Raw genomic sequence first — 23,574 nt, forward strand, 5'->3', positions numbered from 1 at the left:
CCTGCTTATTCGCACCTTCCCTAACAAACGCGAGGTTTGGGCGTCAGAATTGTTTCCGGGGCTGAGAATCAAGAGAGTACAACGATGATATTTTACCCACTTGTTGGATTTACTGAGCCAATCGTGAAATTTTTCTGGAGGAATATTTTTCCATGCATTGTTGCTGCATAAAACTACAACCAGAAAATTTGTAGGATCGAGAGAACGGAGTAAATCGCGGCGCATAAAGTATAGACTGCTTTCATTTTCCTGCATGGAAAAAAGATCTATTTTTTGAGGCCCGCAATCTTCGTCTAACTTTATGATTTTCTTTGGATCTGAACCCATGCATACCACCGCGACCCGCGCCTCTTTTGGTTGCGCGGAAAGGGTTTGGTTGAGCAGGCTGACAGCGTCTTCATGGCGATCGGTATTAATCCACCACACACCACCGGTGGGCATGTGACTGACTTCGTCCCATAATGACTGAATACCAATAGAAAATATGGGGTTCATCGTGTCCTTCTTTTTGCTGATTAGCCTGCATATCAGTTTACTAGCGAAAGCAGCAGAATAAACCTAAGATTGAAATTAAATAACATCAGATTTAGCATGTAAACGAATTTCAGGAAAAGCTTACTTAGCACCGTAGCGTAGTTCCTGGTTTATTCCATAGGGATCGACAAAAATGCCTGATAATGAACCCATGACTTCGTCAGATTCGACGCTCGGTTATACATTTCAGAATGACTTCCTGGCATTGAGCCGGGCATTTTCTTTGCCGGATATAGACTACACCGATATTTCTCAGCGCGAACAACTTGCCGCAGCCTTTAAGCGTTGGCCTTTGCTGGCTGAGTTTGCAGAACAAAAAGTCGAACAAAAATAAGGAAGCCATAATGGCCATTCTGGGATTACAGGGCTTGCGTGGCGGAGTGGGAACCACTTCCGTTACGGCAGCGCTAGCCTGGTCATTACAACTACTTGGCGAATCGGTGCTGGTGATTGATGCTTGCCCCGATAATTTGCTGCGCCTGTCATTTAATGACGACATTGCCCACAAAGGCGGCTGGGCGCGTGCGGTGCTTGACGGAGCCGACTGGCGCGATGCCGGGATGCGTTATACCTCGCTGATTGACGTTTTACCGTTTGGCGCGCTGACGCCGGGCGAGCGCGAGAATGTCCTGTCGCTGGCGGACCAGCTTGCGGAAATTACCGCTATAACCGAATCGCTCCAGCGTCAGGGAGAGTATCGCTGGATCCTCCTCGACCTGCCGCACGGTTTTTATCCGTGGACGCAATCCCTGATGGCGGCCTGCCATCATACGCTGATGATTGTCCAGCCGGACACCAACTGCCACGTGCGCCTGCACCAGCAGGCGCTGCCGGTGAATGCCCATATCCTGATTAACGATCTGCGCGTCGGCAGTCAGCTCCAGGAAGATCTTTATCAGGTATGGCTGCAAACCCAGCGCCGCCTGCTGCCGATTGCCGTGCATCGTGACGAAGCGATGGCCGAGAGTATGGCGGCGAAACAACCGCTGGGCGAATATCGTCACGACTCGCTGGCGGCGGAAGAGATCCTGACGCTGGCGAGCTGGTGTCTGCTGCATTACGCCGGTGTCCGCGCTCCTGAGGAGTCCGCATCATGATAAGCCTGAGCGCCTGGCTGTTTGCGCCGGAAGCCTATACGCGCCTGCATGCGCGCTATCAGGGTTATCGGCGCGCGGGCGCATCTCGTTTTAGCGCATCGCTGGGCTGCTTTTGGGTGGCGCTGGTGTGGGCGTTTATTCCGCTTGAACAGGCGAACTGGCAGCGGCTGATCGCCCGCCAGGATGAGCTTTATCCCCATATTGACGCCCAGCGTCCGCGTCCGCTCGACCCGCTACGCTATCTGCTGCAAAGCGTGTGGCTGCTGGCGACGAAGCGGCCTGAACCGGCTAAACGTCCTGGCTGGCGATCGCTTGCGGCGGTGCAGGGCGTGATGGGGCGCTATCATCAGTGGGTGGAGGCGATTCCGGCGAAGGTCAACGCGCGAACCGGGCACCTGGATAGCCACAAAGAGCTGGCGCACATCAACCCGAAAATCCGCCGTATTGTGCTGGGCGTGGTGGTGACGCTGTCGCTCGCGCTGGCGCTGATTTGTATTACGCAGCCCTTTAACCCATTGTCTCAGTTCATCTTCCTGATGCTGCTGTGGGGCGTGGCGCTGCTGGTCAGACGCATTCCTGGGCGCTTCTCGGCGCTGATGCTGATTGTACTGTCGCTTACCGTTTCCTGCCGCTATATCTGGTGGCGCTACACCTCGACGCTTAACTGGAATGACCCGGTTAGCCTGGTGTGCGGCCTCATTCTGCTGTTCGCTGAAACCTACGCGTGGATAGTGCTGGTGCTGGGGTATTTCCAGGTCGTCTGGCCGCTCAACCGCCAGCCCGTTCCGTTGCCAAAAGACATGAATCAGTGGCCGACGGTCGACATTTTTGTGCCAACCTACAACGAAGACCTCAATGTGGTGAAGAACACGGTCTACGCGTCGCTGGGTATCGACTGGCCGAAGGATAAAGTGTCAATCTGGATACTGGATGACGGCAACCGTCCTGAGTTTCGTCAGTTTGCGAAAGATGTCGGCGTCGAGTACGTCGCGCGTAGCACCCATGAGCATGCGAAAGCCGGGAATATCAACAATGCGCTGAAACTGGCGAAAGGCGAATTCGTGTCGATTTTCGACTGCGACCACGTGCCTACCCGCTCCTTCCTGCAAATGACCATGGGCTGGTTCCTGAAGGATAAAAAGCTGGCGATGATGCAGACGCCACACCACTTCTTCTCGCCCGATCCGTTTGAACGCAACCTGGGCCGCTTCCGTAAAACGCCGAACGAAGGCACGCTGTTCTACGGCCTGGTGCAGGACGGTAACGACATGTGGGATGCGACCTTCTTCTGCGGTTCCTGCGCCGTCATCCGCCGTAAACCGCTGGATGAAATTGGCGGCATTGCCGTTGAAACGGTGACGGAAGATGCGCACACCTCGCTGCGTTTGCATCGTCGCGGCTACACGTCTGCGTATATGCGCCTTCCGCAGGCGGCGGGGCTGGCGACCGAGAGTTTATCTGCGCATATTGGTCAACGTATTCGCTGGGCACGCGGAATGGTGCAAATCTTCCGTCTGGATAACCCCTTGTTTGGCAAAGGGTTAAAGTTCGCGCAACGCCTCTGTTACGTCAACGCCATGTTCCACTTCTTGTCCGGCGTGCCGCGGCTTATCTTCCTGACCGCGCCGCTCGCTTTCCTGTTGCTGCACGCCTACATCATTTACGCGCCGGCGCTGATGATTGCGCTGTTTGTACTGCCGCACATGATCCACGCCAGCCTGACCAACTCGAAGATTCAGGGCAAATACCGCCACTCCTTCTGGAGCGAAATCTACGAAACGGTACTGGCGTGGTATATCGCGCCGCCGACGCTGGTTGCGTTGATTAACCCGCACAAAGGCAAATTCAACGTCACTGCGAAAGGTGGGCTGGTAAAAGAGGAGTATGTCGACTGGGTGATTTCCCGGCCTTACATCTACCTTGTTTTGCTCAATCTGGTGGGTGTGGCGTTCGGTATCTGGCGCTATATGTATGGCCCGGAAGATGAAATTCTCACCGTATGGGTGAGCCTGGTGTGGGTCTTCTATAACCTGATTATCCTCGGTGGCGCCGTCGCCGTGTCGGTTGAAAGTAAACAGGTTCGCCGCTCGCATCGCGTAGAGATCAAAATGCCTGGCGCGATTGCCCGCGAGGACGGACATCTCTTCTCCTGCACGGTGCATGATTTTTCCGACGGCGGGGTGGGGATCAAAATTAACGGTGATGCGCAGGTGCTGGAAGAGCAGAAAGTGAATCTGCTGCTTAAGCGTGGTCAGCAGGAGTACGTCTTCCCGACGCAGGTGGTGCGCGTGATTGGCAACGAAGTCGGCCTGAAGCTGCTACCGATGACCACCCGTCAGCATATCGATTTTGTTCAATGTACTTTCGCGCGCGCCGATACCTGGGCGCTCTGGCAGGACAGCTATCCGGAAGATAAACCTCTGGAAAGTCTGCTGGATATTCTCAAGCTCGGTTTCCGGGGCTACCGCCATCTGGCGGAATTTGCTCCACCGTTTGCAAAAGTAATTTTCCGTACGCTCACTTCGCTGGTGGCCTGGGTGGCTTCTTTTGTCCCGCGTCGTCCTGAGCGTGAAGCTGTGCAGCCGCACTCACAGCCGGTTATGGCTCAACAATAATGATGATTACACGATGAAAAGAAAACTCTCCTGGATTTGTGCAGTGGCGATGGGAATGGGCAGCTTGCTGCCTGCGACAACCTGGTCTGAACCGACGACCGCAACGCCGGTTATGCCGCCTGCTCAGGAGAGCGCGACGACGCCTGCTGCTGCGCCGTCCGATGCCTCGCCGGTGGTGGTGGAAAGCGTGCCATCGCGTGATGTCAAACTTACCTTCGCGCAAATTGCGCCGCCGCCGGGCAGCATGGTGCTGCGCGGTGCGAATCCCAATGGCTCCATTGAATTCGGTATGCGCAGTGATGAAGTTGTGTCGAAGGCCTTGCTGAATCTCACCTATACGCCTTCGCCGTCGCTTCAGCCGGTGCTGTCGCAGCTGAAGGTGTACCTGAACGAAGAGCTGATGGATGTGCTGCCGGTCACCAAAGAGCAACTGGGGAAAAAGGTCAGCGCGCAGATCCCTATCGACCCGCTCTATATCACCGATTTTAACCGCGTGCGCCTGGAGTTTGTCGGCCACTATCGCGACGTCTGTGAAAACCCGGCTAACAGCACCGTCTGGCTGGATGTAGGCCGCAACAGTTCGCTGGATTTGACCTATCAGGCGCTGAATGTGCGTAACGATCTGTCGCACTTCCCGGTGCCGTTCTTCGATGCCCGCGACAATCGTCCGCTCACTTTACCTGTCGTGTTTGCGGCGACGCCGGATCTGCAACAGCAGCAGGCGGCGGGCATTGTCGCCTCGTGGTTTGGTTCGCGTGCGGGCTGGCGTGGGCAGACCTTCCCGGTCAGCTACAACACGCTACCGGATAAAAATGCCATTGTTTTTGCCACCAACGACAAGCGTCCTGATTTCCTGCGCGATCATCCGGCGGTAAAAGCCCCGACGATCGAAATGATCAACCACCCGAACGATCCTTACGTTAAGTTGCTGGTGATCATGGGACGCGACGATAAAGATCTGTTGATGGCGGCGAAGGGCATTGCTCAGGGCAATATCTTGTTCCGTGGCGACAGCGTGGTGGTGGACGATGTAAAACCGCTGCTGGCGCGTGTGCCATACGATGCGCCGAACTGGGTGCGTACTGACCGCGCGGTCACTTTTGGTGAGCTGAAAACTTACGAGCAACAGCTGCAATCTACCGGGCTGGAACCGGCGTCCATTAACGTGGCGCTGAACCTGCCGCCGGATCTCTACCTGCTGCGCAGCAACGGTATCGATATGGATCTCAAATATCGCTTTACCATGCCTGCGGTGAAAGACAGTTCGCGAATGGATATCAGCCTGAACGATCAGTTCTTACAGTCGTTTAACCTCAACAGCACGCAGGAAGTGAGCAGCCTGCTGCTGCGTCTGCCGGTATTGCAGGGGCTGGTTGACGGTAAAAACGAAGTGACTATTCCGGCACTGCGTCTCGGCGCAATGAACCAGTTGCGTTTCGACTTCCAGTATATGAACCCGATGCCAGGCGGCTCGATCGACAACTGTATTACCTTCCAGCCGGTGCAGAACCATGTGGTGATTGGCGACGACTCAACGATCGACTTCTCTAACTATTATCACTTCCTGGCGATGCCGGACCTGCGCGCGTTTGCCAACGCGGGCTTCCCGTTCAGCCGCATGGCGGATCTCTCCGATACCACCGTGGTGATGCCGAAAACGCCGACCGTTGAACAGGTGACCACGTTGCTGAATACCGTCGGCGAGATGGGCGCACAAACCGGTTTCCCGGCGATGAACGTGACCCTGGCCGACGAAAGTAGCGACATTCAGGGCAAAGATACCGACCTGCTGCTGATTGGCTCCATTCCGGAAAAACTGAAAAACGACAAGCAGATTGACCTGCTGGTTGAAGCCACGAAGAGCTGGGTGAAAACGCCGCTGCGTCATCATGAGCTGCCGAGCATCTATCTCGATGAAAACGAACGTAAACCGAACGTGCAGACCGACGTCACCTCATCCGGCCCGATGGCGGCGATAGTCGGCTTCCAGTCGCCGTATAACGATCAGCGCAGCGTGGTTGCGCTACTGGCGGACAGCCCACGCGGTTATGAACTGCTGAACGGTGCGCTGAACGACAGCGGCAAGCGCGCAGCCATGTTTGGTTCTGTTTCTGTTATTCGCGAATCGGGCGTGAACAGCCTGCGCGTGGGCGATGTGTACTACGTCGGTCACCTGCCATGGTTCGAGCGTCTGTGGTTTGCCCTCTCTAACCATCCGATTCTGCTGGCGCTGTTTGCCGCTATCAGCATCGTATTGCTGGCGTGGGTGCTGTGGCGACTGCTGCGCATTATCAGCCGCCGTCGACTGGACCCTGAAGACGAGTAAGCCGTGATGAAAAGCGTACGCTGGGTAGTTTTGCTGTTAGCGCTGGGCACGATGATACAGGCCCAGGCGGCCTGTAACTGGCCTGCCTGGGATCAGTTCAAAAAAGACTATGTCAGTGCCGAAGGGCGCGTTATCGACCCGAGCGATGCGCGCAAAATTACCACCTCCGAAGGGCAGAGCTATGCGCTGTTCTTCGCGCTGGCGGCCAACGATCGCGAAACGTTCGGCAAACTGTTCGACTGGACGCAGAACAACCTGGCGCAGGGTGACCTGAAAAGCACGCTGCCTGCCTGGCTGTGGGGCAAGAAAGACGACAACGCGTGGACGGTGCTGGATACCAACTCCGCGTCCGATTCTGACGTCTGGATTGCCTGGTCGCTGCTGGAAGCTGGCCGCCTGTGGAAGAACGCGAACTATACCGAAACCGGGAAATCGCTGCTCTCGCGCATCGCCCGTGAAGAGGTGGTCAATGTACCGGGGTTAGGCTCAATGCTGCTGCCGGGCAAAATTGGTTTTGCCGAGGCCAGCAGCTGGCGCTTTAACCCAAGCTACCTGCCGCCACAGCTGGCGAGCTACTTCACCCGCTTCGGCGCGCCGTGGACGACGCTGCGTGAAACTAACCAGCGCCTGCTGATGGAAACCGCCACTAAAGGCTATTCGCCGGACTGGGTGAATTACGAGAAAGGCAAGGGCTGGCAGAAGCAGAGCAAAACGCCGCTGGTGGGCAGCTATGACGCCATCCGCGTCTATTTGTGGGTGGGCATGATGCATAACAGCGACCCGCAAAAAGCCCGTCTGATAACCCGATTTAAAGCGATGGCGGCGCAGACCGCCCGCGAAGGCGTTCCGCCGGAAAAAGTCGACACCCTCACCGGCAAAGTGACCGGCAATGGCCCGGTGGGCTTCTCCGCCTCGCTGCTGCCGTTCCTGCAGGATCGTGACGCGCAAGCCGTTCAGCGTCAGCGCGTGGCCGACAATTTCCCTGGCGCAGACGCCTATTACAGCTATGTCCTGACCCTCTTTGGCCAGGGCTGGGACCAACACCGTTTTCGCTTCAGCGCCCGCGGTGAATTACTACCTGACTGGGGCCAGGAATGCGCAAGTTCACACTAAGTTTACTCACTCTCTCTTTAGGTATTACGCTGGCTCCGGCGAGTTACGCCGCGCCCTCAGCGCAGGAACAATTGCTTAATCAGGTGCGGTTGGGGGAATCCAGCAAGCGCGAAGATATCGTGCAGCAGTCGTTGTATCGCCTGGAACTGATCGACCCGAATAATCCGCAGGTGCTTGCTGCGCGGTTGCGTTACATGCTGCGTCAGGGCGATACCGCCGGGGCGCAGAAACAGCTTGAACGACTAAAAAGCCTCGCGCCCAATTCAACGGAATACAACGCTTCGCGTACAGAGCTTTTGTTGAATTCAGCGGAAGGTCGCCAGGCGCTGCAACAGGCGCGTCTGCTGGCGACCACCGGTCACGCCGACGAAGCCATCGCCGCCTATGAGAAAGCGTTTAACGGCCCGCCGCCGGATGGAGATTACGCGGTGGAGTATTGGGCCACGGCGCTCAAAATCCCGGCGCGGCACAATGACGCGGTGACACGTTTACAGGCGCTCAATAAACAGATGCCGGGCAACGTCACCTTGCAATCCACCCTGGCGCGCACCCTGCTGGCGGATAACCGTCGTGACGACGCGTTTGCCGTACTGGAACAGATGGCGAAATCGTCCAACGGGCGCAATGAAGCGGGCGATGTCTGGTTCAACGCCATTAAGGATCAGCCGCCGAGCCAGGCGAGCGTCCAGTCGCTTCAGCGTTTCCTGCAAATTTTCACAACCGGTGAGCAGGCGGATAACGCCCGTGGATTGTTGGCGGATCAACAGAAAACCCTGTCTGACCCAACCGTTCGCGCGAAGAGTGAAGCCGCTGCTGCGCTGGCGTCGGGGAATGCCGCGTCAGCCATTGCCGATTTGCAACGCGCTGTTGCAACAAACAATAAGGATGCCGACGCCATCGGCACGCTCGGTGAAGCCTATTCACAGAAAGGTGACCGCGCACGCGCAGTCGCGCAACTTCAAAAAGCGATTGCCCTCGACCCGCAAAACTCCAGCCGCAGCAAGTGGGATAGCCTGCTGAAAACCAACCGCTACTGGCTGCTGATTCAGCAGGGCGACGCGGCGTTGAAGGCAAACAATCCGGCGCAGGCGCAAACCTATTACCAGCAGGCGCAGCGGGTGGATAACAGCGACAGCTACGCCATTCTTGGGCTGGGCGACGTGGCCGCTGCACGGAAGGATTACCCGACGGCGGAAGGCTACTACAAACAAACGCTGCGTATGGACCGGGATAATAATCTCGCGGTACGCGGGCTGGCGAATGTCTATCGGGCGCAGTCTCCCGAGAAAGCGACCGCTTACATTCAATCGTTACCAGCGGCACAACGTCGCAGTATTGATGATATTGAGCGCGGTCTGACCAACGATCGCCTTGAACAGCAGGCCGAAGCGCTTGAGAACAAAGGCCAGTGGGCGCAGGCCGCCGAGGTGCAGCGTCAGCGCCTGGCGCTCAACCCGGACAGCGTGTGGATAACCTATCGCCTGGCGAAAGACCTCGACAGCGCGGGCAAGCGCGGTGAAGCCGATTCGCTGATGCGCAATCTGGCGCAGAAGCAGGCAAAAGATCCGGATCAGGTTTACGCCTACAGTCTGTATCTCTCCAGCACTGAACGCGATGCTGCTGCCATTTCCCATTTAGGGACGCTGCCGCGCAGTCAGTGGAACAGCAACATTCAGGAACTCTCAGACCGCCTGCAATTCGCCAAAACGATGCAGGAGGCAAACCGGCTGCGTGACGCCGGTCAGGAGAAACAAGCCATTGCGCTTTTGCGCAAACAACCCGCGTCTACGCGCATCACGTTGACCCTCGCCGACTGGGCGCAGCAGCGCGGCGATGCGTCGCAGGCTATTGCGCTCTACAACGAGGTACTGAGCCAGGAGCCGCAAAATGACGATGCGCGACTGGGGCTGGCGGAGCTGTATTTAGCGCAGGGCGATAAGGCTGCCGCGCGTGCGCAACTGGCGCAACTCTCCACCACGGGCGAAGCGCCGTCGATGGGCATGCAGCGGCGTATTGCGCTGGTGCAGTCAGGGCTCGGCGATAACGAAATAGCGCGGAATACCTTTAATACGTTGGCGCAGCAGGCGAAATCTCAGCCGCCGTCAATGGACAGCGCGCTGGTGCTGCGCGATGCCGCACGTTTCCAGGCGCAGGATGGCAACCCGCAGCAGGCGCTGGAAACCTATAAAGATACGATGGTCGCCACCGGGATTACGCCCACGCGACCGCAGGATAACGACACCTTCACCCGCCTGACGCGCAACGATGCCAGCGATGACTGGCTCAAGCGCGGCGTACGCAGCGATGCCGCGGACCTCTATCGTCAGCAGGATCTCAACGTCACGCTGGAGCATGACTACTGGGGTTCCAGCGGTACGGGCGGGTATTCGGCCCTGAAAGCACATACCACCATGCTCCAGGTGGATGCGCCGCTCTCAGACGGACGCATGTTCTTCCGCTCCGATTGGGTGGACATGAATGTCGGGAGTTTTTCACGCAAAAATGACGGCAGCTACGCGCCAGACTGGGGTACCTGCGGCATTAAAGATCACCCCTGTCATGGCGGTGCCAGTTCGAATGACAACGGCGTCAGCGTAGCGGTGGGTTGGAAAAACGACACCTGGAGTGGCGACATCGGTACCACGCCGATGGGCTTCAATGTGGTGGATGTGGTCGGTGGCCTGAGCTACAGCAGCAAAGCGGGCCCGATTGGTTACACCCTGGAAGGTCATCGTCGCCCAATCTCCAGCTCGCTGTTGGCCTTCGGCGGCCAGCAGGATAACAGCAAAGATGGTCACACCGGCAAGAAATGGGGCGGGGTACGCGCCGACGGCGGCGTACTCAGCCTGAGCTATGACAAAGGCGAGGCCAACGGCGTATGGGCGTCACTGGGCGCAGATCAGTTAACCGGTAAGAACGTTGACGATAACTGGCGCGTGCGCTGGATGACCGGTTACTACTACAAGGTGATTAACGAAAATAATCGCCGGGTGACGGTCGGTCTGAACAACATGATTTGGCATTATCAGAAGGATCTGAGCGGCTATACTCTGGGCCAGGGGGGATACTACAGCCCGCAAGAGTATGTGTCGTTTGCCGTGCCGGTGACCTGGCGTCAACGGACAGAAAACTGGTCGTGGGAGCTGGGCGGTTCGGTATCGTGGTCGCATTCACGTACCAAATCGCAGGCCAGCTATCCGCTGATGAATCTGATTCCGACCGACTGGCGGGAAAACGCCAGCCAGGATAGCAGCAGCGGTGGTAGCAGTCAGGGCTTCGGTTACACCGCGCGTGCGCTGGTAGAGCGTCGGGTGACGTCGAATTGGTTCGTTGGCGCGGCGGTGGATATTCAGGAAGCTAAGGATTACACCCCAAGCCATGCCTTGTTGTATGTGCGTTACTCGGCGGCAGGCTGGCAGGGCGATCTGGATATGCCGCCTCAGCCATTAGTCCCATACGCTGACTGGTGATTTTAATCGCTGAAATTAACCGACAACTGTCACGAATTCCATCCTCTTAGCGTATAATCGGCCCGCGAAACGTCATACTTTGTTACGTTATCGCGGGCTTTGTCCTGTTTTGTTGCGCATCTGATATCTGCACAGTAAGACGTTTGTGCTTTCTGTTGTGGATCGTCGTTTTGTCGGCCTGTTCCTTTTGGTCACCTTTTGACTTTGTCATCGACCTCGTTATCCTCATGACGGGCAGTGCGTTAAGTTTTTAGTGGAGAATTCTTTTGCGCGTCAGCCGTTCACTTACGATCAAACAAATGGCAATGGTTGCAGGCGTAACCATGGTGTTCGTGTTTGTCTTTTGTTTCATTCTGCTTTTTCACTTTGTGCAGCAGAACCGCTATAACACGGCCACGCAACTTGAAAGCATCGCCCGTTCCGTTCGCCAGCCGCTTTCTGCGGCCATTCTCAAGGCCGATATTCCGGAAGCGGAAACCATTCTTGGCCGCATTCAGCCTTCCGGCATTGTGAGCCGGGCCGATGTGGTGTTGCCTAACCAGTTCCAGGCGCTGCGCATGAGCTTTATTCCGGAACGCCCGGTTCCGGTGATGATCACCCGTATTTTTGAGCTGCCAGTACAGATTTCGCTACCGCTCTATTCGCTGGAACGCCCGGCAAACCCACAGCCGCTGGCTTATCTGGTGCTTCAGTCCGATTCGTACCGTATGTACAAATTCGTGATGAGCGCCCTTGCTACGTTAGTGACTGCTTACTTACTTTTGGTGCTGATCCTCACCGTGGCGCTGACATGGAGTATCAACCGCCTGATTGTGCGTCCGCTACGTGCGATTGCCAATGAACTGAACGACCTCTCGCCGGAAGAGCGCGTTGGCCATCAACTCGCCCTGCCGCGTCTGCATCACGACGATGAAATCGGCAAAATGGTGCGCAGTTACAACCGCCATCAGCAACTTGCGTTGCGCCAGTATGATGAGCTTTGCAGCCGCGCAACGCGTTTCCCGGTGTCCGAATTACCCAACAAAGCCTTCTTACTGGCGTTGCTTGAGCGAACCGTGAGCCAGCAGAAAACCACCGCGCTGTTGATGGTGGCCTGTGAAACCCTGCAGGACACGGCGGGCGTCCTGAAAGAAGAGCAGCGCGAAATGCTGTTGCTGACCCTGGTTGAGAAGCTGAAACAGGTGATCTCGCCGCGCATGGTACTGGCGCAGGTCAGCGCCTATGACTTCGCCATTCTGGCCGAAGGTGTTACCGAACCGTGGCACGCCATCACATTAGGTCAGCAAGTACTCACTGTCATGAATGAGCGTTTGCCGTTGCAGGGGATTCAACTGCGCCCAACTGCAAGCGTCGGTATTGCCATGTTCGAAGGCGGGTTGAGCGCCGAACAACTCTATCGTCGCGCGATTTCGGCGGCCTTCAGTGCGCGCCGCAAGGGTAAAAATCAGATTGAGTTTTTTAACCCGGAACAGATGGAAAAAGCGCAAAAACGCCTCACGCAGGAGAGCGACATTCTCTCGGCCCTGGAACACCACCAGTTTGCTATCTGGCTACAGCCGCAAATCGATACTGAGACCGGAACGGTGTGCAGCGCGGAAGTGTTGCTGCGTCAGCAGCAGGTGAATGGTGAGTGGGAATTACCGAACGACCTGATCGACACCATTGAATCCTGCGGGCTGATGGTGACCGTCGGCCATTGGGTGCTGGAAGAGGCGTGTCGCCTGCTTTCTGCGTGGCAGAAGCGCGGCATCATGCTGCCACTGTCGGTCAATCTCTCTGCCCTGCAACTGATGCATCACAATATGGTGCCGGATATGCTGGCGCTGCTCGAACGCTACCGCATAGCACCTGGCACGCTGGTACTGGAAGTGACGGAAAGCCGCAGTATCGACGATCCCAAAGCCGCTGTAGCGATTCTGCGACCGTTGCGCAATGCCGGGGTGCGTATCGCGCTGGATGATTTTGGTATGGGCTATGCGGGGCTCCAGCAGCTTCAGCATATGAAGTCGCTGCCTGTGGACATCCTGAAAATCGACAAGCTGTTCGTGGATACCTTGCCGGAGGATGCCAGCATGGTGGCGGCGATTATTCAGCTCGCACGTAGCTTGCATCTGCGGCTGGTGGCGGAGGGGGTGGAAACGCAGGCACAATATGACTGGCTGAAGGCGGCGAATGTCGATGTGTTACAGGGTTTCCTGTTTGCGCGTGCGGTGTCACCGGAAAGTTTTGAGCAGGACTACCTGCCGAAGTCGGCGGTGAAACCCGATTGAAAATGATTTTGCAGTTGTGCGAGTCAGCTCAAGGTTTTTAACAATTCAGTTGCAAATGTAGCTATATATATTTCCGTAATGTTTCGCGGGTGTTATTTTGAGGTCACAAGTTGGGTAATCCCCTACCTGGTTTGTGGTTTTATCTTAAGGACATCCTATGAAAACCTCTTTCTTCAAAAGCCTCTACGTGCAGGTTCTGACCGCCATCGTCATCGGTGTGCTGTTGGGCCACTACTACCCTGAGTTAGGCGCGCAAATGAAACCGCTTGGCGACGCGTTCGTTAAGCTGATTAAAATGATCATCGCGCCTGTCATCTTTTGTACCGTCGTGACCGGTATTGCCGGGATGGAAAGCATGAAGGCGGTAGGGCGTACCGGTGCGGTGGCGCTACTCTACTTCGAAGTGGTCAGTACCATTGCGCTGATTATTGGTCTGATTATTGTTAACCTGGTGCAACCCGGTGCGGGCATGAACGTGGATCCGGCGAGTCTGGATGCGGGCGCGGTTGCCGTGTACGCCGAGCAGGCGAAGGATCAGGGCATTGTTGCTTTCATATTGGATATCATCCCTTCCAGTGTAATTGGCGCGTTTGCCAGCGGTAACATACTGCAGGTGCTGCTGTTTGCGGTGCTGTTCGGCTTTGCGTTGCACCGTCTGGGCAGCAAAGGCCAGCTGATTTTTAACGTTATCGAGAGCTTCTCGCAGGTTATCTTCGGCATCATCAACATGATCATGCGTCTGGCGCCTATCGGGGCGTTCGGGGCCATGGCCTTCACCATTGGTAAGTACGGTGTGGGCACGCTGGTGCAACTCGGCCAGTTGATCATCTGCTTCTACATCACCTGTATTTTGTTCGTGGTGGTGGTACTCGGTTCTATCGCCAAAGCCACTGGCTTCAGCATCTTCAAGTTCATCCGCTACATCCGTGAGGAACTGCTGATTGTTCTGGGCACGTCTTCTTCCGAATCGGCGCTGCCGCGTATGCTGGACAAGATGGAGAAGCTGGGTTGTAAGAAATCGGTGGTGGGGCTGGTGATACCGACGGGGTACTCGTTCAACCTCGACGGCACCTCTATCTATCTGACGATGGCGGCGGTGTTTATCGCCCAGGCAACCAACAGCCACATGGATATTTTCCATCAGATCACCCTGCTGGTGGTGCTGTTGCTCTCCTCTAAAGGGGCGGCGGGTGTCACCGGAAGCGGGTTTATCGTGCTGGCGGCAACCATCTCCGCCGTTGGGCATTTACCGGTCGCGGGCCTGGCTCTGATTCTGGGTATCGACCGCTTTATGTCGGAAGCGCGCGCGCTGACCAACCTGATTGGTAACGGCGTGGCAACGATTGTGGTGGCGAAACGCGTTAAGCAGCTCGACCAGCAACAACTGGATGATGTGCTGAATAATCGTACGCCTGCCAACAAATCGCACGAATTATCCTCTTAAATCCTCATCTTAAGCCCGTACTCCCTTGCTGGAGTGCGGGCTCCTGCGCATAATTAGGCGGCGTCGCACATTGCAGGCGACGATGTCATGCTATCGTAAGACATTATTTTTCGTAGCGATGTGACGTTTTGACGATCGTGTGGTCAAACAGACGTGTTTACGACATTCTTTTCGGCAACCACGACGTGTGGATTGCCTTTGTAACCAGGAACGTTCATCAGGGGTTTACATGCAGGGCACAAAAATTCGACTCTTAGCTGGCAGTTTGCTGATGATGGCGACAGCGGGTTATGTGCAGGCAGAGGCGCTACAGCCCGATCCCGCCTGGCAACAGGGGACCCTGGCTAATGGTTTTCAGTGGCAGGTACTTTCCACGCCTCAGCGTCCCAGCGATCGCGTTGAAATCCGGCTGGTGGTGAATATCGGCTCGCTCTCTGAAAGCGCGCAACAAACCGGCTACAGCCATCTCATTCCCCGCATTGCGCTGACGCAAAGCGGAAGCTTACAACCGATGCAGGCTCGCTCTCTGTGGCAGCAGGGCATCGACCCGAAACGGCCGCTGCCGCCCGCGATCGTTTCCTATGATTACACCCACTTCAATTTAAGCCTGCCGAACAACCGCACAGACTTACTGAAAGAGTCGCTCTCCTGGCTTGCCAGCGCCGGCGGCAGTGTCTCAATTACGCCGCAGACGATAGAACATGCGTTGAGTACGCAGGATATGGTGGCAACCTGGCCGCAGGATACCAAAGATGGCTGGTGGCGCTATCGCCTGAAAGGTTCCACCATGCTGGGCCACGACCCGGCAGAGCCGCTGAAGCGCCCGGTGGATGCCGGGCAGGTGAAAGCGTTCTACCAGAAATGGTACACGCCGGATGCGATGACCCTGATTGTGGTCGGCAACGTCGATAGCCGCACGGTTGCCGAGCAAATCAACAAAACCTTCGGCGAGCTGAAGGGCAAGCGTGAAACGCCTGCGGCCGTGCCGACGCTTTCGCCGCTGCGCCCGGAAGCGGTCAGTATCATGACCAAAAACGTCACCCAGGATCGTCTGTCGCTGATGTGGGATACCCCATGGCAGCCCATCCGCGAATCTGCGGCGATGCTGCGTTACTGGCGTGCGGACCTCGCGCGTGAAGCGCTGTTCTGGCACGTTCAACAGAAACTGAGCAAAAACAACGCGAAAGACATCGCATTAGGCTTTGATTGCCGGGTGCTGTACCTGCGCGCCCAGTGTTCCATCAACCTGGATTCCCCGGGCGATAAGCTCGACGGTAACCTTGGCGTGGTGGCGAAAGAGCTGGCGGAAGTTCGTGAAAAGGGTTTGCCGGTCGAAGAGTTTGACGCGCTGGTCGCGCAGAAAAAGCTGGAGCTGCAAAAACTGTTCGCGACTTATGCCCGCACCGACACTGATGTGCTGATGAGCCAGCGTATGCGTTCATTGCAGAATCAGGTGGTGGATATTGCGCCAGAGCAGTATCAGCAACTGCGCCAGAACTTCCTTGATACGTTGACGCTCGATATGGTGAACCAGGATCTGCGCAGCCAGCTGTCGCAGGATATGGCGCTGATTTTGCAGCAGCCTACCGGTGAACCGGAGCATAACATGAAGGAACTGAAGGCCACGTGGGATACCGTAATGGCAGCGCCTGCGGCGGCAGAACCGGTAAGCGGGGATGACGTGCGCCAGGACGTGTCGGATATTCCGCCGGGGCAGTAAAACAACCCTCACCCCTCCCTCTCCCTGAGGGAGAGGGAGAAAAACCGCACACGTTTAACCTTTGGCACAATCCGTCCCCTCTCCCTAAGGGAGAGGGTTAGGGTGAGGGGTTAAGCCGGCATCGCCTCGCGCGGAATAATCGCGCCGCGATGCTGAATTACGGTGCTGGCGGTCAGGTGACCACGCTGCGCCGCCGCTACCGCATCGCCGCCGGTCAAACGTACCGCCAGGTAACCCGCACTGAAAGAATCGCCCGCTGCGGTGGTATCCACAACTTTCTCTTTTGGCAGTTTCACCGCAGGAACATCCACCACGTTCTGGCCTGCAATCGCCACCAGACAGGAGTCGGCGCCGCGTTTCACCACCACTTCCTGCACGCCTGCCGCATGGGTACGCGCAATCACCTCTTCAACCGGCTTCTCGCCCCACAGCGCGTCTTCATCGTCCAGCGTCAGGAAAGCGATGTCGGTGCATTCCAGCATCTGTTGGTAAACCTGCTGAGTCTCTTCTTTGCTGGCCCACAGGCGCGGACGGTAGTTATTGTCGAAGATGACTTTCCCGCCGTTGGCGCGGCATTCGCGCAGCAGAGAGAGCAATTTTTCGCGGCTTGTCGGGCTCAAAATCGCCAGGCTGATCCCGCTCAGGTAGAGGTAGTCGTAGGTCGCCAGCTCTTCACAAACGGCGGCTGCTTCATCGCTTTCCAGCCAGAATTTTGCCGCCGCTTCGTTACGCCAGTAATAGAACGTACGCTCGCCGGTATCGTCGGTTTCGATGTAGTAGAGGCCCGGCATGCGGTTGCTCATGCGCTGAATCAGCCCGGTACCGACGTTTTCTGCTTTCCAGGCATCCAGCATCTGCTGGCTGAACGTATCGGTGCCCAGTGCGGTGACGTAGTCGACGCGCAGCGCAGCAGAATCAACCTGGCGCGCGATATACACTGATGTGTTTAAAGTGTCGCCGCCAAAGCCGCGGGTTACGTCTGCGCCCTTCTCGGACAGCTCAATCATGCATTCGCCAATCACGGCAATTTTTTTAGACATAGTCGTGAACCTGATCTGAATCGGAATATTAGCGCTAGTGTGCGCTGCGCTGTTTTAGTGGTCAACTATATTAAAACATCGTTCCATTATTTTTTTGAGCTAGCGCGTGTTAGCGCAAATTTTTGCACATAAAGTTCTCCTTTAACCCGCCGATAACCTGTTGACGAGTTCCATTCGATCCCTCATTGCAACAGGAAGCTGAAATGAAGTTAACGCCGGTCATCCCGCAGTTGAGCATTCCTGAGCCAGGTCTCGCGAATCTGCAGGCACAGCACTACTGGCTGGAGTGTGAACGCGCCTACACTTACCAGCCCATCTACACCACCGAAGGCCGCCTGATGGCGATTGAAGTGCTGACGGTCGTGACGCATCCCAGCCATCCCTCTCAACGCATAGCACCCGACCGTTATTTCTCTGAAGTGCCCGTCAGCCAACGTATTGCGATCTTAAAAGAGCAACTGCACATGCTGATGCTGAAGCAGGATTTCTTTACACAGAACCAGATCCTGGCGTCGGTCAACGTGGATGGCCCCACGCTGATGGCGATGCAGCAGGATCAGTCGCTAAAAAATAGGATCGAGCCGCTCGACTGGCTGCGTTTTGAATTAGTTGAGCACACGCGTCTGCCGCAGGAATCGTCGTATGCGTCCATTTGCGAGTTTGGCCCGCTGTGGCTCGACGATTTTGGCACGGGCATGGCAAACTTCTCCTCGCTCAGCGAAGTGCGCTACGACTACATCAAAGTCGCCCGCGACCTGTTTATCATGCTGCGTAAAACCCCGGAGGGGCGCAATCTCTTCACCATGCTATTACAGCTGATGAATCGCTACTGCCGTGGCGTGATCGTGGAAGGTGTGGAGACCCAGGAGGAGTGGCAGGATGTGCAGGACTCGCCTGCTTTTGCAGCGCAAGGCTACTTTCTTTCCCGCCCGGTTCCCATGAAGACGCTCGACGATGTGGTGATAGCATTTTCCTGATTTATCCCGCTCTCTTCTCCCTCAGCTATCTTTATGAGAGGTGAGGAATTTCACAAAAGGAGCGAGCGTGACGAAATTAAGCAAAGCGATTGCCATCACCGCAGGGGTATTAGTGGCCCTGATTATCCTGCTGGTGATAATTATTGCGACCTTCGACTGGAACCGGCTGAAGCCAACCATCAATGAAAAAGTCTCCACTGAACTGCACCGGCCTTTCGCTATACGCGGCGATCTTGGTGTGGTGTGGGAGCGTCAGAAGCAGGAAACCGGCTGGCGAAGCTGGATCCCCTGGCCGCACGTGCATGCTGAAGACATCATGCTCGGCAACCCGCCGGATATTCCGGATGTCACCATGGTGCATCTTCCGCGCGTAGAAGCCACGCTGGCACCGCTGGCGCTGCTGACCAAAACGGTCTGGCTGCCGTGGATTAAGCTGGAACAACCCGACGCGCGCCTGATTCGCCTCTCTGAAAAAAACAATAACTGGACCTTCAACATCGGCGACGGTAAGGACGATAAAAACGCCCAGCCGTCGGCGTGGTCATTCCGGCTGGATAATATTTTGTTCGATCGCGGGCGCATTACCGTGGATGACAAAGTGAGCAAGGCAGATATTGAGATCCTGGTCGATCCGCTTGGCAAACCGTTGCCTTTTAGTGAAGTGACCGGCAGCAAAGGTCAGGGCGATAACGCCAAAGCCGGGGATTATGTGTTTGGCCTGAAAGCACAGGGGCGCTATCGCGGTGAACCGCTCACCGGTACGGGTAAGATTGGCGGCATGCTGGCGCTGCGTGGTGAAGGACAGCCTTTCCCGGTGCAGGCCGATTTCCGCTCCGGCAATACGCGAGTGGTGTTTGTTGGCGCGGTTAACGATCCGATGAAGATGGGCGGGGTCGATCTGCAACTTAAATTCTCTGGCGACTCGCTGAGCGATCTCTACGATCTCACCGGCGTACTGCTGCCGGACACCCCGCCGTTTGAAACGGATGGTCGGCTGGTGGCGAAAATTGATAGCGAAAAGTCGTCTGTCTTTGACTATCGTAAATTCAATGGTCGCATCGGTGATAGCGATATCCACGGCTCGCTGACCTATACCACCGGGAAACCACGCCCGAAACTGGAAGGCGACCTGGAATCGCGTCAGCTTCGGCTGGCGGATTTAGGCCCGCTGATTGGCGTGGATTCCGGAAAAGGCGCGCAGAAAGCGAAAAGCGCCGAGGCGCGAAAAGGGGAATCCACAGTACAGCCTGCCGACAAAGTGTTGCCTTATGACCGCTTCGAAACGGACAAATGGAATGTGATGGATGCGGATGTGCGCTTTAAAGGGCGTCGCATTGAGCACGGCAGCACGTTGCCGATCAGCGATTTGTCCACGCACATCATTCTCAAAAATGCCGATTTGCGCCTGCAGCCGATCAAACTGGGTCTGGCGGGCGGCACTATCAGCGGCAATATCCATCTGGAAGGTGATCGTAAACCCATGAGTGGCCAGGCGGATATTCAGGCGCGCCGTCTGAAATTGAAAGAGCTGATGCCTAACGTTGAGCTGATGCAGAAAACGCTCGGTGAGATGAACGGCGATGCGCAATTCCGCGGCACCGGGAATTCCGTGGCCGCACTGCTGGGTAACAGCAACGGTAACCTGAAGCTACTGATGAACGATGGGCTTATCAGCCGTAACCTGATGGAAATTGTCGGGCTTAACGTCGGTAACTTTATTGTCGGGCAGATCTTTGGCGATGACGAAGTGCGGGTAAACTGCGCGGCGGCAAATCTCGATATTGTGAACGGCGTGGCACGTCCACAGATTTTTGCCTTTGATACGGAAAACGCGCTGATTAACGTCACCGGCACCGCCAGTTTCGCCTCAGAGCAGCTCGATTTGACGATTGACCCGGAAAGTAAGGGCATTCGCATCATTACCCTGCGCTCACCGCTGTATGTGCGCGGCAGCTTTAAGAACCCGCAGGCAGGTGTGAAAGCCGGGCCATTGATTGCACGCGGCGCGGTGGCGGCTGCACTGGCAACGCTCGTGACACCGGCAGCGGCGCTGCTGGCGTTAATCTCGCCGTCAGAAGGGGATGTGAATCAGTGCCAGACGATTTTGTCGCAGATGAAGCATTGATGTTGGACGGTGCGCGCTGATGCCCTCACCCCGGCCCTCTCCCACAGGGAGAGGGAGAAAACCGCACATGCCTCACCATTGGCACTATCGGTCCCCTCTCCCACAGGGAGAGGGAGAAAACCGCACATGCCTCACCATTGGCACCATCGGTCCCCTCTCCCTGCGGGAGAGGGTTAGGGTGAGGGGGAAATTACAACGCCTGATGCTTCGTTTCATGCGTCAGCAGCAGCGCAATCAGCGTCAACGCCGCCATTGCTGCCAGATACATGCCTACGTAGTACAGCCCGTAGCTGCCCTGTAACCAGGCCGCGATGTACGGCGCAACCGAAGCACCAAGAATCGACGAGACGTTATAAGAGAACGACGCCCCCGTATAACGCACTTCCGTCGGGAACAGCTCCGGCAGCAGGGCGCCCATCGGGCCGAAAGTCAGCCCCATCAGGCTCAGGCCAATCAACAGGAACAGCATAAACAGCGACGGCTCGCCGGACCCCAGCAGCGGCTGGAAGAAGAACAGGGCGAAGAGAATAATCAGCGAGGTAATAACGATCATGCTGGAACGACGACCAAAACGGTCGGCCAGCAGCCCGGCAATCGGCACCATCACGCCAAAACCTATCACCGCCAGCATCAGCATCCACAATACTTCGTTACGCGGCAGCCCCAGTCCGTTCGGCGTGGCGGCGGTGCTATAGCTCATGGAGTAAACGGTCATGATGTAAAACAGTGTATAGGTCGCCAGCATGATAAAGGTGCCGAGAACCGTCACGCGCATATGTTTGGTCAACAACGTGCCCATCGGCACTTTAACCTGTTTTTTTGCGGCGGCGACTTTCGCGAACACTGGCGTTTCATGCAGCGATACGCGGACATACAACCCGATAATTACCAGCACCGCAGAGAAGATAAAGGGTACTCGCCAGCCCCAGCTCATGAATTGCTCGTCGGTCAGCAGCCAGGAGAGCAGCAGGAAGGTGCCGTTGGCAAAGAAGAAACCGATAGGTGCGCCCAGTTGCGGGAAAGACCCGTACAGCGCGCGCTTACGCGGCGGGGCGTTCTCCGTCGCCAGCAGCGCCGCGCCGCCCCATTCGCCGCCTAATCCCAGCCCCTGGCCAAAACGCGCCAGCGCCAGCAGCATCGGCGCCAGAATGCCGATGGTTTCGTATCCCGGCAGCAGGCCGATCACCACCGTGGAAATGCCCATCGTCAGTAACGAGGCCACTAACGTCACTTTACGCCCGACGCGATCGCCAAAGTGGCCAAACAGCGCAGAGCCAATCGGGCGCGCGACGAAGGCAATGGCAAAGGTCGCCAGCGACTGGAGCGTGGCCGCGGCCGGGTCGCCCTGCGGGAAGAAGATGTGCGGGAAAACAATCACCGCAGCGGTGGCGTAAATGTAGAAATCGAAGAACTCGATGGCGGTGCCGATGAGTGAGGCGACGACGACTTTATTACGTGAGTTAACCGGTGCGATGTCTTGTTCGTTATCGAGTGTTGTGGCGGTAGCTTGCATAGTCTTTTCTTATTTTATAGCGAACGAACGGCCATATTAGACATAGCAAAATCGACATTTCAATCTGTAACAGACCGGGCGGGTGCGTGAAAAAACGGCAAAAAGTGAATAGTTTTTAAGCCAGCGAAATCGCTTCTATGAAATGCTTCACAGAATTTACACGTTAGTGGATAAAACTGGTTTTTGGTTAAAAAAAAGTTACTAACTGGATTTATATGCTGAAATGATGAATTGGGCTGAAATTTTGCATTTTCATTCAGCCCTATAGTGCATTAACGGTGAGTTTTCCCCGGCATGCGTGGGTCATCTTTGTACTGCGCGGTGGCAATCCATGCGGCGCAGAACAGGGTTAAGCGCGCGAAGAAATAGAAGAACGCCATCAGCCCCAGAACCGAACCAAACGCCGCGCCGGACGGGGATTTCACCAGCGCAGGCAGCGTCCAGGTCATGATGATTTTAATCACTTCAAAACCAATTGCCGCAATGAAGGTACCGCGAACCAGCGCCTTTTTGCGTGGGCGGTGGCGCGGCAGTCGCCAGAAGATCCAGAAGAAGAGCAAATAGTTGGCGAAGATAGAAATCGCCAGGCCTATTAACCGCCAGGCGGGTTTTAGCCACTCAATGCTGTCGAGATAGAGAGCTGAGATAATCATCTGCTGCGCCGCCCCTGAAACAGAAGTAATCGACAGGGTAACAATCAGCGCAATCAACAGGCCAATTAGCGAGACAAAATCGCGCAGGTATTTAATCCAGATTTTCTCTTGATCCTGCGGGGTACGCTCCCAGACATCACGCGATTGCGCGCGGATGGCCTCGCGCAGGTTGCCCATCCAGTTCACACCGGAATAAAGCGCCACTGCAAGCCCAACTAAACCGACGGTGGTACGCTGCTGGACGGCGGTGTTGATAGTGCTTTTAAGCGTCGCGGCAAGCGTCGGGTCACTGACGTTGGTGAGGATTTTATCGAAGATGTCCTGTAACAGTGTAGGGTGCGAGGCGAGGATAAAACCGCCTGCGGCAAAGGACACCATCAGTATCGGAATCATCGACAGGAATGAAAAGTAGGTGATAGCGGCGCCAAACTGATTGCCCAGGCGATCGTTAAAGCGCTCGGCAGCACGAAGCAGGTGGGCGATGATCGGCTGCTGCTGAATCTTCTGTGCGGTATGCGTAACTTTGTTCAGCGCCTGTGTGGCTTTTCCGGGCTCCTCAGGGGCCCGATGCGTTTCGGTATCGATGGGTTTGATGGGGTCGTGCTCCAGTTCCTGAGTAGGACGTTTTACGTCATTTTCCGGCGTCATCAGGTCGGTTTTCCTTTTCTCTTGTTTAC

General features: G+C 56.2%; 15 protein-coding genes. 11 read left to right on the plus strand and 4 right to left on the minus strand.

Going from position 1 to position 23,574, the window contains the following annotated elements; genetic code table 11:
- Nucleotides 1-495: BcsE family c-di-GMP-binding protein (locus tag F0Q32_RS17360; RefSeq protein ID WP_255475413.1), on the minus strand; the 495-nt coding region annotated here is incomplete at its 3' end.
- Between the two features lie 172 nt (nucleotides 496-667).
- Between F0Q32_RS17360 and bcsR the strand changes: the two genes are divergently transcribed.
- The 9 genes from bcsR to F0Q32_RS17405 all read left to right on the plus strand — a co-directional run bounded on the left by bcsR (nucleotide 668) and on the right by F0Q32_RS17405 (nucleotide 16,589).
- On the plus strand, nucleotides 668-868 hold the full coding sequence (gene bcsR / locus F0Q32_RS17365) for a cellulose biosynthesis protein BcsR (protein WP_015962571.1): 201 nt from the start codon (nucleotides 668-670) through the stop codon (nucleotides 866-868).
- A gap of 10 nt (nucleotides 869-878) precedes the next feature.
- A complete protein-coding gene (bcsQ, locus tag F0Q32_RS17370) occupies nucleotides 879-1,631 on the plus strand; it encodes a cellulose biosynthesis protein BcsQ (protein ID WP_149464057.1) in 753 nt (250 codons plus the stop codon).
- The gene (gene bcsA, locus F0Q32_RS17375; RefSeq protein ID WP_149464058.1) at nucleotides 1,628-4,246 is read left to right on the plus strand and encodes a UDP-forming cellulose synthase catalytic subunit; all 2,619 of its coding nucleotides are present in this window, start codon (nucleotides 1,628-1,630) and stop codon (nucleotides 4,244-4,246) included. The genes bcsQ and bcsA overlap by 4 nt, the downstream gene beginning before the upstream one ends.
- 13 nt (nucleotides 4,247-4,259) lie before the next feature.
- Nucleotides 4,260-6,572 carry a cellulose biosynthesis cyclic di-GMP-binding regulatory protein BcsB gene (gene bcsB, locus F0Q32_RS17380; protein ID WP_149464059.1) on the plus strand — a complete coding sequence of 771 codons (2,313 nt, stop codon included), beginning with the start codon at nucleotides 4,260-4,262 and terminating at the stop codon, nucleotides 6,570-6,572.
- Between the two features lie 6 nt (nucleotides 6,573-6,578).
- A complete protein-coding gene (bcsZ, locus tag F0Q32_RS17385) occupies nucleotides 6,579-7,685 on the plus strand; it encodes a cellulose synthase complex periplasmic endoglucanase BcsZ (RefSeq protein ID WP_149464188.1) in 1,107 nt (368 codons plus the stop codon).
- Entirely contained in the window at nucleotides 7,667-11,155 is a 3,489-nt protein-coding gene (gene bcsC, locus F0Q32_RS17390) for a cellulose synthase complex outer membrane protein BcsC (RefSeq protein WP_149464060.1), read from the plus strand. The genes bcsZ and bcsC overlap by 19 nt, the downstream gene beginning before the upstream one ends.
- Before the next feature lie 266 nt (nucleotides 11,156-11,421).
- On the plus strand, nucleotides 11,422-13,425 hold the full coding sequence (gene hmsP / locus F0Q32_RS17395) for a biofilm formation regulator HmsP (RefSeq protein WP_149464061.1): 2,004 nt from the start codon (nucleotides 11,422-11,424) through the stop codon (nucleotides 13,423-13,425).
- 157 nt (nucleotides 13,426-13,582) lie between these two features.
- Nucleotides 13,583-14,869: a dicarboxylate/amino acid:cation symporter gene (locus F0Q32_RS17400; protein ID WP_149464062.1), complete on the plus strand. Its 1,287-nt coding sequence runs from the start codon at nucleotides 13,583-13,585 to the stop codon at nucleotides 14,867-14,869.
- A gap of 229 nt (nucleotides 14,870-15,098) precedes the next feature.
- A complete protein-coding gene (locus tag F0Q32_RS17405; RefSeq protein WP_149464063.1) occupies nucleotides 15,099-16,589 on the plus strand; it encodes a pitrilysin family protein in 1,491 nt (496 codons plus the stop codon).
- A gap of 110 nt (nucleotides 16,590-16,699) precedes the next feature.
- Here the strand turns inward: F0Q32_RS17405 and F0Q32_RS17410 are convergent, their stop codons facing one another.
- A complete protein-coding gene (locus F0Q32_RS17410; protein WP_188016882.1) occupies nucleotides 16,700-17,629 on the minus strand; it encodes a sugar kinase in 930 nt (309 codons plus the stop codon).
- 203 nt (nucleotides 17,630-17,832) lie between these two features.
- Between F0Q32_RS17410 and pdeH the strand changes: the two genes are divergently transcribed.
- Together pdeH and F0Q32_RS17420 are read left to right on the plus strand one after the other, a co-directional pair.
- Complete coding sequence (pdeH, locus tag F0Q32_RS17415; protein WP_149464064.1) at nucleotides 17,833-18,606, plus strand: cyclic-guanylate-specific phosphodiesterase; 774 nt, start codon at nucleotides 17,833-17,835, stop codon at nucleotides 18,604-18,606.
- A gap of 88 nt (nucleotides 18,607-18,694) precedes the next feature.
- Nucleotides 18,695-20,731, plus strand: a complete 2,037-nt coding sequence (locus F0Q32_RS17420; protein WP_370516890.1) for an AsmA family protein — start codon at nucleotides 18,695-18,697, stop codon at nucleotides 20,729-20,731.
- A 190-nt stretch (nucleotides 20,732-20,921) separates the two neighbouring features.
- Here the strand turns inward: F0Q32_RS17420 and F0Q32_RS17425 are convergent, their stop codons facing one another.
- Complete coding sequence (locus tag F0Q32_RS17425; protein ID WP_149464066.1) at nucleotides 20,922-22,244, minus strand: MFS transporter; 1,323 nt, start codon at nucleotides 22,242-22,244, stop codon at nucleotides 20,922-20,924.
- A 272-nt stretch (nucleotides 22,245-22,516) separates the two neighbouring features.
- Nucleotides 22,517-23,545 carry an inner membrane protein YhjD gene (gene yhjD, locus F0Q32_RS17430; RefSeq protein WP_149464067.1) on the minus strand — a complete coding sequence of 343 codons (1,029 nt, stop codon included), beginning with the start codon at nucleotides 23,543-23,545 and terminating at the stop codon, nucleotides 22,517-22,519.
- Between the last annotated feature and the right edge of the window lie 29 nt (nucleotides 23,546-23,574).

It is taken from the genome of Pseudocitrobacter sp. 73 (assembly GCF_008369545.1).
Taxonomy (GTDB): domain Bacteria; phylum Pseudomonadota; class Gammaproteobacteria; order Enterobacterales; family Enterobacteriaceae; genus Pseudocitrobacter; species Pseudocitrobacter vendiensis.